At 63.6% G+C, this 12710-nt stretch carries 11 protein-coding genes; 7 read left to right on the forward strand and 4 right to left on the reverse strand.

Annotation, left to right across the window (positions count from 1 at the left end):
• Positions 1–267 precede the first annotated feature (267 nt).
• Positions 268–543: a DUF1127 domain-containing protein gene (locus QA642_RS18000; protein ID WP_283085822.1), complete on the forward strand. Its 276-nt coding sequence runs from the start codon at positions 268–270 to the stop codon at positions 541–543.
• Positions 544–765: 222 nt separating this feature from the next.
• Here the strand turns inward: QA642_RS18000 and QA642_RS18005 are convergent, their stop codons facing one another.
• On the reverse strand, positions 766–1461 hold the full coding sequence (locus QA642_RS18005; protein ID WP_283085823.1) for a class I SAM-dependent methyltransferase: 696 nt from the start codon (positions 1459–1461) through the stop codon (positions 766–768).
• Between the two features lie 197 nt (positions 1462–1658).
• Between QA642_RS18005 and QA642_RS18010 the strand changes: the two genes are divergently transcribed.
• The 5 genes from QA642_RS18010 (at position 1659) to QA642_RS18030 (ending at position 8351) form a co-directional block, all read left to right on the forward strand.
• Entirely contained in the window at positions 1659–2699 is a 1041-nt protein-coding gene (locus QA642_RS18010; protein ID WP_283085824.1) for a glycosyltransferase family 2 protein, read from the forward strand.
• 373 nt (positions 2700–3072) lie between these two features.
• On the forward strand, positions 3073–5382 hold the full coding sequence (locus tag QA642_RS18015; RefSeq protein ID WP_283085825.1) for a xanthine dehydrogenase family protein molybdopterin-binding subunit: 2310 nt from the start codon (positions 3073–3075) through the stop codon (positions 5380–5382).
• Between the two features lie 132 nt (positions 5383–5514).
• Positions 5515–5961 carry a cytochrome c gene (locus tag QA642_RS18020; RefSeq protein WP_283085826.1) on the forward strand — a complete coding sequence of 149 codons (447 nt, stop codon included), beginning with the start codon at positions 5515–5517 and terminating at the stop codon, positions 5959–5961.
• Between the two features lie 130 nt (positions 5962–6091).
• Entirely contained in the window at positions 6092–6880 is a 789-nt protein-coding gene (locus QA642_RS18025) for a substrate-binding domain-containing protein (protein WP_283085827.1), read from the forward strand.
• 187 nt (positions 6881–7067) lie between these two features.
• Complete coding sequence (locus tag QA642_RS18030) at positions 7068–8351, forward strand: cystathionine gamma-synthase family protein (RefSeq protein WP_283085828.1); 1284 nt, start codon at positions 7068–7070, stop codon at positions 8349–8351.
• Between the two features lie 184 nt (positions 8352–8535).
• Here the strand turns inward: QA642_RS18030 and QA642_RS18035 are convergent, their stop codons facing one another.
• Positions 8536–8952: a CHRD domain-containing protein gene (locus tag QA642_RS18035; RefSeq protein WP_283085829.1), complete on the reverse strand. Its 417-nt coding sequence runs from the start codon at positions 8950–8952 to the stop codon at positions 8536–8538.
• A 154-nt stretch (positions 8953–9106) separates the two neighbouring features.
• On the opposite strand from QA642_RS18035, the gene QA642_RS18040 reads away from it, so the two are divergent.
• The gene (locus QA642_RS18040) at positions 9107–10033 is read left to right on the forward strand and encodes a cytochrome c (RefSeq protein ID WP_283085830.1); all 927 of its coding nucleotides are present in this window, start codon (positions 9107–9109) and stop codon (positions 10031–10033) included.
• A gap of 11 nt (positions 10034–10044) precedes the next feature.
• On the opposite strand, the gene QA642_RS18045 is transcribed toward QA642_RS18040, so the two are convergent.
• Positions 10045–10290, reverse strand: a complete 246-nt coding sequence (locus tag QA642_RS18045; RefSeq protein ID WP_283085831.1) for an Lrp/AsnC family transcriptional regulator — start codon at positions 10288–10290, stop codon at positions 10045–10047.
• 188 nt (positions 10291–10478) lie between these two features.
• Complete coding sequence (locus tag QA642_RS18050; protein WP_283085832.1) at positions 10479–12458, reverse strand: PAS domain-containing sensor histidine kinase; 1980 nt, start codon at positions 12456–12458, stop codon at positions 10479–10481.
• Between the last annotated feature and the right edge of the window lie 252 nt (positions 12459–12710).

The raw sequence follows: 12710 nt of genomic DNA on the forward strand, positions 1-12710 counted from the left end.
CAACCAAGGCGAAGCGACGGCTCGCCTCCAGGATGCAACAAACCTCCGCACATCTCTTGATTTTGCGCGATTCCCGTGCTAATGGCACCTCATGATCAAATCCGTGCGCAAAGTGAACTCGATGCACATGACCCGCTTCGGCTGGGCCGTGGGAGGAGTCGCGCGCTAGGAATTCGACGACGACATCTTTCCACAAGGCCCCGCCGGCATCGGACGGGGCCTTTTCATTGGCCACGCTCCCTGCCGGCACAACAGCAGGAGCGTGCGATGCCACCTCAACTGACGGACAGCACATGCGAGACGGAGGACGATGCCGCGAGGCGCGGCCTCGACTTCTCCATGGTCTTAAGCTTGCTTAGGCGATACTGGCGTGTGTTTCAGCAGCAGCGCTGGGGTCAGCGAGTCACCTTGCAGGACCTGAGTGACAGGGAGCTGATGGATGTCGGCTTGACGCGCGGCGAGATCGACTACCTCACACCTCAGCGAGCGATCGATACGCTGAGGGATCGCGCAACGGATCTCTGGAGCCGTGGTGGGTTGTAGAGGACACTGCCGAACACGGATGTGCTTGAGGGCAAGCGGTCGTCGGCGCGGCTGCTTGTTCTCACATGCGGCGGTTCGTCGTCTAAAGCGCGATGAGATTAGGATGAATCGTCATCGCGCTTTAGGTTGTTGTTTGAGCATGATCTCCGCGCAAACGCGTTCCGCGTTTGTCGCGAGGGAAAACCGCTGCGCACTTTTCCGGATCATGCTTTAGCCGCAGCATCAAAGCTTGCGTGCGCTGGCGACGTATTGCGCCCCCAAGGGCAACCAGCCGAGCTTGTTCTCAAACGGCCGCAACCCAGCGAGGACGCGAGGGAAAAAAAGATTGTACTGGATGCGCGATGAAGTCCAGCCGACGGCTTGCAGCCGCTTCGCAAGATCGCGAGCGTAAATCAGCCTGGCGTTCTCGTCGAACGGACAAGTGTTCACCGCATGCACCGTCAGCGGGTTCAGCGGATTATGCTCGAAGATGGCAATCAGTCCGCCCGGCCGCGTGATGCGATGTAATTCCTGCAACCACGTCAGATGCTCGCCGTGCGGGATGTGGTGGAACACGCAGGCTGAAAACACCACGTCGAAGCTGTCGGCCTCGACCGGAATCCGGTCGTTCTCGATCAGCACGCAGTTGCTGGCTTCGGGGTATCGCTGCCGGCCCAATGCGAGGCTGCGTTCGCTAACGTCGGACGAGGTCAGCGTCGTTTCAGGAAAATAGCGCCGGAAATACGGAATCGAATTGCCGATCCCGGAACCAAAATCGCAAATCCGCTTCACTTCGATGCCGGCGCGATTGACGATCTCCCGGAGCGCCCGGATCTTGTATTCCGCGAAATATTCCGGGCCCTCGCCGGTAACGGCGATGTTCTCGCGGTGCTGGTCCTCATAGGCGTCGGCGACGCGATCGAATTCGGCCTTGTCCATACGGCGATCCAGCTATCGAGAGTTTGATTAGAATCGGCATTCGTCCGCGCGAATCATGCATCAGGGGGTCTAAAAATTGATGAACAATTAACCGGACTTCGCCGAAGATAGGGGGCGGGAATTCGACCGACTTACCCTCTGAGAAACAGGTTTGCCGATAGATGGACCTTCAGGACGAGATGCCACGCCCTGGAAAGATGTTTTTGTCGATCGTTGTGCCCTGCTACAACGAGGAAGAGGGTTTGCGCGAATTCTATCGCCAGATGGTTTCGGCGGCGCGCGCTCTGTGCGGCGCAAAGTTCGAACTGATTCTGGTCGATGACGGATCGACCGACAGCACCTGGAAGATCATCAACGAACTTCTGGCGGAGGACCGCAACGTCGTCGCGGTCCAGCTCGCACGCAATCACGGCCATCAACTGGCGCTCACGGCCGGACTTTCGACGGTGCGCGGCGATCTCGTGCTTGTCATCGATGCAGACCTGCAGGACCCGCCGGAACTACTGACGCCGATGTACGAGATGATGGTGCGCGAGGGGGCCGACGTCGTCTATGGCATGCGACGCAGTCGCGCCGGCGAAACCCGCTTCAAGAAAAAATCGGCGGAAGCGTTCTACCGCCTGCTCGCCAAAGTTACGCGCGTCCATATTCCCGTCGACACCGGCGATTTTCGCCTGATGAGCCGGCGAATCTCCGACCAGCTCGTGCAGATGCCGGAGCATGACCGCTTCATCCGCGGCATGGTGGCATGGCTCGGCTACAAGCAGGTCGCCTATGAATACGACCGCCATCCACGATTTGCCGGTACGACCAAATATCCGCTGATGAAGATGATCGGTTTTGCTGCCGACGCGCTGATCAGTTTTTCGATGGTGCCGTTGCGGATCGCGACCTATGTCGGCGCGCTGTTGACGACCCTGCTGACCTTTGTCGGCATCGTGGCGGTGATAGGCTGGGTGTTCTCCGGCACGGTGCCCGGCTGGACCAGCTTGACGCTCCTGGTCGTCATGATTTCCTCTGTTCAGCTCCTCGTGCTCGGCCTGATGGGCGAATATATCGGCCGCATCTATATTCAGTCGAAGAACCGCCCACTGTTCCTGATCTCACATATCCACCGCCGCGGCCGGTTGCCGCACGGTGCGGAAACGGCAACCCATCTGGAGCGGGCGCCGTTCAGGACATTGCTCGCGCAATCCGGACCGGACGCGCGCGGCCAGCTTCACGACCGGGTACCCTGACGAGGCGCTTATCATCCGCTCTAGGCCCACCAGAACGCCGGCCGATTTTTCCGGTGCTCGGGTCAAGGAGTTCGCGGATATCTCACGCTGCTGCCAGGCGTGCGGGTGATCGATATCGGCTGCGGGATTGGCTGCATCCTGCCATCTGCCCGATGGCAATATCCGGCGCTGCGCAATGCAACACAACTACGGCGCTGATCAGCAGCCAACGCATCGCGGCCCACCATGTACGGGCATGGGGCTGCCCTGCACCTGACGGGAAACGTCTCCGGTCTCGGCGTTCATGAGGCTATCCCGAGAGGAAACCCATTTGCCTTGCCACTTTTTCCACGGCAATATGCCCGCAAAACAACCATGAGAACGGGAAAAGACAATGGCGGCTCCCATCAAGTTCGGCGTTGGCCAAAGCGTGCTGCGCAAGGAGGATGACGCGCTCATCCGCGGCAAGGGCCGCTATACCGACGATTACGCGCCGCAAGCCGCGCTGCGCTGCCTGATGCTGCGCTCGCCGCATGCCCATGCCAAATACACCATCGATGTCAGCCGCGCCCGTACGCTGCCGGGCGTCGCGCTGATCCTGACCGCCGATGACGTCAAGGATCTCGGCAATCTGCCGTGCCTGTTCAATCTCGAGACCGATCCCTTCACCGGCCCGCCTTACCCGATCCTCGCCAAGGACGAGGTGCGCCATGTCGGCGATTCCATCGCCTTCGTGGTCGCCGAGACCATCGACCAGGCGCGCGACGCGATCGAGGCCATCGACGTCAAATGGTCGCCGCTGTCGGCGGTGACCGGCGTCGTCAATGCCGTCAAGAAGGGCGCGCCGCAGGTCTGGCCGGACAAATCAGGCAACGTGCTGTTCGACGTCTCGATCGGCGACAAGGCCGTGACCGAGGCCGCGTTTGCCAAGGCGCATGCGGTGGCCGAGATCTCCATCGTGAACCCGCGCGTGGTCGCAAGCTTCATGGAGACGCGCGCGGCGGTGTGCGAATACGATTCCAAGCGCGACCACCTGACGCTAACGGTCGGCAGCCAGGGCAGCCATCGCCTGCGCGACATCCTCTGCCAGAACGTGCTCAACATCCCCACCGACAAGATGCGGGTGATCTGCCCCGACGTCGGCGGCGGCTTCGGCACAAAGCTGTTTCCATACCGGGAATATGCCCTGATGGCGGTCGCTGCGCGCAAGCTGAAGAAGGCGGTGAAATGGGCGGCCGACCGCTCCGAGCATTTCATGGGCGATGCGCAGGGCCGCGACAACGTCACCACCGCAAAAATGGCGCTGGCCGAGGACGGCAAATTCCTCGCCATGGATTGCGACCTGATGGGCGACATGGGCGCGTATCTCTCCACCTTCGGGCCCTACATCCCGCATGGCGGCGCCGGCATGCTGCCGGGCCTTTACGACATCCAGGCCTTCCACTGCCGGGTGCGCACCATCTTCACCCACAGCGTGCCGGTTGACGCCTATCGCGGCGCGGGCCGGCCCGAGGCGGCCTATGTGATCGAGCGCCTCGTCGACGCTTGCGCGCGAAAACTCGACATGACGCCGGACGCCATCCGCCGCAAGAATTTCATCCCGCCGAAGGCGCTGCCCTACAAGACGGCCACTGGCAAGGTCTACGATTCCGGCGACTTCGCCGCGCATCTCAAGCGCGCGATGGAGATCGCCGACTGGAAGGAATTTCCAAAGCGCGCCAAGGCGGCCAAGAAGGGCGGCCTGATCCGCGGCATCGGGCTTGCGAGCTATGTCGAGATCTGCGGCGTGATGGGTGAGGAGACGGCCAATGTCCGCCTCGATCCCAATGGAGACGTCACCGTCCTGATCGGCACGCAGTCGAGCGGGCAGGGCCACCAGACCGCCTATGCGCAGATCGTCGCCGAGCAGTTCGGCGTCGCGCCAGAGCGGGTCCACGTCCGTCAAGGCGATACCGACGAGATCGCGACCGGCCTCGGCACCGGCGGCTCGGCATCGATCCCGTCAGGCGGCGTCAGCGTCGAGCGTGCCACGCGCGAGCTCGGCTCGAGGCTGAAGGAGATCGCGGCGCAGGCGCTGGAGGCGAGCGCCGGAGACCTCGAGATTTCGGAAGGCGTGGTGCGCATCGCCGGCACCGACCGCTCGATCTCCTTCGCCGACCTTGCCAAGCGGCCCGGCGTCGATCCGTCGAAGCTCAACGGCAGCGCGACGTTTGCCAGCGCGGACGGTACCTATCCGAACGGCACCCATGTTGCGGAGGTCGAGATCGATCCGGCGACCGGCATCATCAAGATCGTCAACTACGTGATTGTCGACGATTTTGGCAAGACGCTCAATCCGCTGCTGCTGGCGGGGCAGGTGCATGGCGGCGCCATGCAGGGCATCGGCCAGGCCTTGATGGAGCAGGTGGTCTATGGCGCGGGCGATGGCCAGCTCATCACCGCGACCTTCATGGACTACGCGCTGCCGCGCGCGGCGGATGGTCCGGCCTTCGTGTTCGAGACCAACAACGTCCCCTGCAAGACCAATCCGATGGGGGTGAAGGGTGCGGGCGAGGCCGGCGCGATCGGCTCCTGTCCGGCCGTGGTCAACGCCATCGTCGATGCGCTATGGCGCGAATACAAGATCGACCACATCGACATGCCGGCGACCCCGGAGCGGGTGTGGATCGCCATCAGCGAGCACCACCGCCGTCACAGCCTTTGAGTTCAAGCCGAACCAAATCATCCCAAATGCGACGATTGATCGCCGCGCTTGGGATGGAATGAAATCTGCCATGCGGTGTTGGCCCCATTGTGGGGTCAGCACGATCCTGTCTCAGCGAAAGGGATTTTGCGAATGAAGCGAGTGTTGGTTGTTGCGGGCGCGCTGCTGCTCGGCATGGGCGCCGTCTGGGCGGAGCAGGAGACCGTCAAGGAGGTCCAGACGCTCATGAAGGGCAATGGCAAGAATGCCGGCGCGGTTGCGGCGATGGTCAAGGGCGAGAAGCCCTACGATCAGGCCACGGTCGACGCGGCGCTGGCGCAGTTCGCGGACACCGCCAAGAAGCTGCCGAACCTGTTTCCGGCCAGCGCCAAGGGCGTGAAGCTCGACGGCGATTACTCGGCCTCGCCGAAGGTGTGGGAGGACAAGGCCGGCTTCGACGCCAAGGCCGCAAGCTTCGCCAAGGTCGTCAGCGAGGCCAAGGGCAAGATCAAGGATTTGGATTCTCTGAAGGCGAATTTCCCCGCGGTCGGCAAGGAATGCGGCGGCTGCCACGAGACGTTCCGCGTGAAGAACGGCTGAGGCTTTCGTAGCCCGGAATCGCAAGGGCGGCTGTAAAGCAGCCGCCCTTTTTCGTTGCCTTGCGTGTCGCGGCTGGACGCAGGCCGACTTTCGTAGGACACTGCGAACGAAATGCTTCGAGGTCCGTATCGTGCCGCGCCATGTCGTATGCCTGTTTGCCGTTCTGATCGCTGTCCTGTTCGCGCCCGAGGTGAGAGCGGCCGATCTCAAGGTGATGATCTCGGCCGGCTTCTTCAACGTGTACAAGGAGCTCGTGCCCGCGTTCGAGGCATCGACGGGACACAAGCTCGTCACCACGCGCGGACCTTCGATCGGCGATTCGCCGGAGGCGATCCCGACGCGCCTGGCGCGCGGTGAGGATGCCGATGTCGTGATCATGGACGGCGTCGGGGTCGATCTCCTCGACAAGCGCGAGCTGACGCGCTCCGGCAGCCGCATTCAGCTCGCGCAATCGTTCATCGGCATGGTGGTTCGCGCGGGTCAGCCCAAGCCCGACATCAGCACGATGGACGCGCTGCGCAAAACACTGCTTGCGGCCAAATCCATCGCCTATTCGGATAGTTCGAGCGGCACCTATCTGTCGACGGTCGGCTTCAGAAAGCTCGGCGTTGCCGACGAGATCGCCGGCAAGACGCGCAAGGTACCCGGTCCGCCCTCGGGCGAGCCGGTGGCGGCCGTCGTTGCCCGCGGCGAGGCGGAGATCGGATTCCAGCAGGTCGCCGAACTCATGCATGTTCCGGGCGTCGATCTCGCGGGCACGGTGCCATCAGAGATCCAACCGCCGACTTACTACGTCGGCGCGTTGCCGAAGAATTCGCAGCATCGCGAGGCCGCAATCGCCCTGCTGAATTTTTTGTCTTCAGCGGACGCAGCAGCGGCCATCACCAAGGCCGGGTTGAAGCCGCTGCCGGCGCACTGAAAACCGGCCGGCGCGTCCGGCACGTCGTCGTTGCGTGATCTGGAGGCCGTACATTGCGTGCGATGAGTAGCGGCTTCCGCTTGGTTTGATGCGAGCCGTCGGAACCGGCGTACCCGATTCCGATTGCTTCAGCATCGCGAAAGCTCAGGCGCGGCGCGCATCTCGATCAGGACCAGCGAGGCAAGCCATGGCAAAACCGTTCCCGTCGAAGACCCACATCGGCAACCATATGCTGCATCCGGAAACGCTGATGCTGACCTATGGCTATGATCCGCAGCTCTCCGAAGGCGCCATCAAGCCGCCGGTGTTCCTGACCTCGACCTTCGTGTTCAGGACGGCCGAGGACGGGCAGGACTTCTTCGATTTCGTCTCCGGCCGGCGCGAGCCGCCGGAGGGGATGGGCGCGGGCCTCGTCTATTCGCGCTTCAACCATCCCAACAGTGAGATCGTCGAGGACAAGCTCGCGGTCTACGAGCGCACCGAGAGCTGCGCGCTGTTCTCGTCCGGCATGGCGGCGATCGCAACCACGATCCTCGCTTTCGTCCGGCCGGGCGACGTCATCCTGCACTCCCAGCCGCTCTATGGCGGGACCGAAACGCTGCTGACGAACACGCTTGCACGGCTGTCGATCGGCGCCGTCGGCTTCGCCGACGGTGTCGACGAAGCGGCTGTCAGCCAGGCCTCCGGGGAAGCCATGGGCAAGGGCCGCGTCACGATGATCCTGATCGAGACGCCGGCCAACCCGACCAACGGTCTCGTCGACATCGCGATGATCCGGCGCGTCGCCGAGGCGATCGGAAAGGCGCAAGGGCACACGCCTGTCATCGCCTGCGACAACACGCTGCTCGGGCCGGTGTTTCAGCGGCCGATCGAGCATGGCGCGGATATTTCGCTGTACTCGCTGACCAAATATGTCGGCGGTCATTCCGACCTGATCGCGGGCGCCGCGCTCGGCAGCAAGGCGACCATGAAGGGCATCAAGGCGCTGCGCGGCGCCATCGGCACCCAGCTCGACCCGCATTCCTGCTGGATGATCAACCGCTCGCTGGAGACGCTGAGCCTCCGCATGGAGAAAGCCGATGCGAATGCCCGCCTCGTCGCGGACTTCTTGCGCGACCATGCCAAGGTGGCGAAGGTGCATTACCTCGGTCATCACGAGGAGGCCTCGCCCGCGGGGCGCGTGTTCGCAAAGCAGTGCCTGGGGGCCGGATCGACGTTCTCGTTCGACATCGTCGGCGGCAAGGACGCGGCGGTGAAATTCCTCAACGCGCTACAGATCTTCAAGCTCGCGGTGAGTCTCGGCGGAACGGAGTCGCTCGCCAGCCTGCCGGCGACGATGACTCATTCCGGCGTTCCCGCCGACATCCGGCAGAAAATCGGTGTGCTCGATTGCACGATCCGGCTGTCGATCGGCATCGAGAATCCCTCGGACCTGATCGCCGATCTCGGCCAGGCGCTGAACGCCGCCTGATCATGCTTAAAGCGGATAGGACGCGCGGCACGCCGACATGATCGCGGCGGCGGCCTCGTTGCTCTGCGCACCGAGCGCCGGCAAGGCACCGGTCCTGGAATTGCCGGACTGCGACATCTTCGCTCAAATTGAAAAGGCCGGATGCGCCGCCGCGCGCCCGGCCTTTGCCGATGAAGCAGTCTTCTTACTTCGTCACCTGTCCCCGGATCTCGCCGCCCGGATTGGCCGCGGTGTGGATGTTGACGTAGAGCTTGCCGGCGAGGAGATCGGCGGCCTGCGCGTCGGTCAGCGTCGCCGAGCCCTCGACCGGGCTGTTGGCGGCGCCGGGGATCGGGACCATGACGCCGGCGTTCTTGCCGGCCTCGGCCGGGCCGTGGAAATGCGCGGCGGTGGCGGGGCCGGACAGGCCGGAATAGGTGACCTTCCAGGACAGCTTCTTGCTGGCGGCGTCATAGTCCAGATCGGCCGTCCCCGTGCCGCTGCTGGTCGTCGCCGGCACCTCGGCCTTGCCGTCGAGCGTTGCTTTCAGCTTTTCGGCGCTGGCCGAGCCTGTAAAAGCCAAAGTGCCGAGTGCGAACACGGCGATCACGGTCTTGTTCATGACATTCTCCCTGGTGACCTCGTTGGATTGCCAAACTTTCAACAGCCACCGTTTCAGTTTATTCCCGTTGCCGCCGGGGACGGACTAAATTCTTCGTGGCTGGAGCCGCGCGGAGAGAGGTCATAGGCTTACCGCAACCGCGTGGATGGACTTGATGTTGCAACGAACAATGATCGCGGCGCTGCTCGCAGCAATCGCAGCCGGTGGTGTCTATTGGTGGCTCAGCGCGCCGGTGATAGCCGCCGCGAGCGCCGCGCCGGCCCATGTCCCGAACCTTGCCAATGGCGAGGTGATGTTCAACGCCGGGGGCTGCGCGTCCTGCCATGCCGTTCCCGGCCAGGACGATCGTCTCAAGCTCGGCGGCGGTGTCGCGATCAAGTCGCCGTTCGGAACGTTCTACGCGCCGAACATCTCGCCCGATCCGGGCGATGGCATCGGCAAATGGGGAGAGGCCGATTTCGTCAACGCGGTGATGCACGGGGTCTCACCCAGCGGTCAGCATTACTTTCCGGCGTTTCCCTACACCTCCTATCAGCACGCCAGGCGCGAGGACGTGCTCGACCTCTTCGCCTATCTGAAAACGCTGCAGCCAGTTGCAGGCAAGGTGCGCGACCATGACGTGCGCTTTCCCTTCGACATCCGCCGCAACATCGGCATCTGGAAATTCCTGTTCATGGACGGCAAGCCGTTCGTCGCGGACGGCAGCAAATCACCGCAGTGGAATCGCGGCGCCTATCTCGTCAACAGCTTTGGCCATTGCGCCGAGTGCCACAGCCCGCGCAACGCGCTCGGCGGCATCATTTCCGGCGAGCGCTTTGCCGGCGGCCCCAATCCGGAAGGCGAGGGCTGGGTGCCCAACATCACGCAGAAGCGCCTCGGCGAATGGAGCGCCAAGGACATCGCCTATTTCCTCAAGACCGGCGAATTGCCCGACGGCGACAGCGTCGGCGGCGCGATGACGCGCGTGATCAAGAACACCTCGCAATTGCCGGACGAGGATATCGCGGCGATGGCCGAGTACATCAAGTCGCTGCCGCCGGTGGACGGCCCGACGCCGCCCAAGCGCAAGGCAGCAAGCTAGCGAACGCCGCGCTAGCCGGCGCCGAACGCCTTGAAGGTGATGATGGTGAGGGTGTCCTGGATACCCGGCAGCACCTGCACCTTCTCGTTGATGAAGTGGCCGATGTCGGTGTCCTTGTCGACGTAGAACTTCACCAGCAAATCGTAATGGCCGGCGGTGGAGTAGATCTCGGAGGCGATCTCGGCTTCGGCAAGCGCATTGGCGACCGTATAGGACTGGCCGAGCTTGCATTTGATCTGGACGAAGAAAGGAACCATTGCAGTCACTCCGAAGGCATATTGTTCCCGCTAATAGGCCAAAAGCGGCCGGGATTGGCAAGCGAACTTGCCGGCGGCGGGGATAAGCCGCCTGCGGCCATCCTTCGAGACGCCCGCCTGCGGCGGGCCCTCAGGATGAGGTCCCGTTTCGCGGCGAGATTATCCTCGTGGAAGAGGAGCCCACCGCCCTAGGAAGTGACGGCGGCCGCGGCAAACGCCTCCCTGAGCCGCTGCGCGAGCTCGGCCTTGCGATAGGGCTTGGTCAGCAGGATCGCCTGGGCATGCGCACGGCCCTGCTCGACCAGGGTCTCCAGCGCGTAGCCGGAGGTGAACAGGACCGGCAGGCCGGGGCGAATCCGCCGCGCCTGCTCGGCGAGCTCCCAGCCGCTCATGCCGCCGGGCATCACGATATCGGTGAACAGCATGTCGATGCCGGGATCGGACCGCAGCCGCTGCAAGGCCTCCTTGCCGTTGACCGCGGCAACGACGCTATAGCCGAGCGCTTCCAGCCTGCGAATCGCGGAGGAGCGGACGAACGGATCGTCCTCCGCGATCAGGATCGTCTCATATCCGCGCGGCGCCGCCTCCTCGCCGTCGGCAAGGTCGCCCGCAGATGGTCCCGCGTCGGCGCGCGGCAAATAGATCCGGACCGTCGTGCCCAGGCCCTGCTCGCTGTAGATCGAGACATGGCCGTCGGATTGCTTAGCGAAGCCATAGACCATGCTCAGCCCGAGGCCAGAACCCTTGCCGACCTCCTTGGTGGTGAAGAACGGCTCGAAGGCGCGCTCGATGACACCAGGCGTCATGCCTTCGCCGTCGTCGGTGACCGCGATCATGGCGTAGCTGCCGGATGCGACTTCAGGGTGAAGGGCGCGATAGTCCTCGTCGATCGCGGCCAGTTCCGTGCTCAGCGTCAGATGTCCTCCTGACGGCATCGCATCCTGCGCGTTGAGCGCAAGGTTCAGCACGGCGGATTCGAGCTGGGCGCGGTCGGCAAAGGCCAGGATCGTGCCGGGGCCGGAGCCCGTCCTGATCTCGATGTCCTCGCGCAAGGTGCGCTTGAGCAGCTTGAACATGGACTCGAGCAGATTGCGGCAATCGATGGTCTGCGGCTGGAGCAGCTGGCGGCGGCTGAAGGCGAGCAGCCGCTGCGTTAGCTCGGCGCCCCGTTCGCCCGACAGGCAGATGTCGTCGGCAAACCGCCGCAAGTCGGGCCTTGCCTTGAGCTGCTCGCTTAGATGCTCGGCGTTGCCGATGATGACGGTGAGGAGATTGTTGAAGTCGTGCGCGATGCCGCCGGAGAGCTGGCCGACCGTCTCCATCTTCTGCGCCTGCTGGAGCTGCTGCTCGGTGAACTTGCGCGCGGTCAGGTCGTGGACGATGCCGACGTAGATCAGTTCGCCTTCCTGCCACGCCTGGCCCACTGACAAATCCATCGGAAAGCTCGATCCGTCCTTGCGCAGACCGACGGCTTCCCCGGTCGCGAAACGCCGCACATGCCCTGTGGAGGAGGGGCTCTCCCGGCCGGACATCAGCATGCCGATGTCGAGATTCATGACCTCGTCGGTGCGGTAGCCGAACAGCCGTTCGCAAGCGGGATTGAACAGGAGAATGCGGGCTTGCGCGTCGAACAGGATGACCCCGTCGACCGCGGTCTCGACGATTGCGCTGAGGCGCACCATGCTTTCGCGCATCGCGCGCTGGGCCTCGCCGACCTGCTTGAGCAGCTGTGTCGCGTCCCGGCGCTTGATCTCCTCCTCCTCGAGCGCAGCCTGGACCTGCCGCAGCTCGAACGGAGAGGGGATCGTCAGGATCTTCGGCAGCAGCGGCCAGAGCGCGCCGGCGGTGAAGATGGAGGCCGCGGCCGTGTCCGCCTTGACGAGGCCCTCGATGCCGTAGATCGGGACCCAGAGCGTGTAGATCGACAGCACATGAGTGAGGCCGCAGGCCATGATGAAGATCGCGAACGCCCAATACACCCAACCGAATTTGAGATCGCGCCGCTTGGTGACGAAAATGGCGAGGGCGAACGGAATCGAGAAATAGGCGGCGGCGATGATCGCGTCGGAGACGACATGGAGCCAGATCAGTTCGGGTTCCCACAATAGGCAGATGCCGTGCGGCGAGAACATCGAGGAGTCGAGGATACGTTCGAGAAAGGCCCACATGGTTCCACCCCAGGCTGGCATTCGAGGTTTCGCGGGCCAGGGCGGCCCGCTGGTGCCGTTGGACGGGTCCCGCCGCCCAACGTCTCACGCATGGACACACACGCCGAACGCGAGACCATACCAAGGGGACGGCGCGGTTGCATTTTGCAAGCCCGCACGATTGCTAGACGCCGGTGCCGCGCCGGATCGGCTCCACCTGATTCGCGGGGCCGTCAGCACAGCGAATCACGGCTGCCCGCCGCCCGCAACGCT

The organism is Bradyrhizobium sp. CB2312 (genome assembly GCF_029714425.1).
Classification (GTDB): domain Bacteria; phylum Pseudomonadota; class Alphaproteobacteria; order Rhizobiales; family Xanthobacteraceae; genus Bradyrhizobium.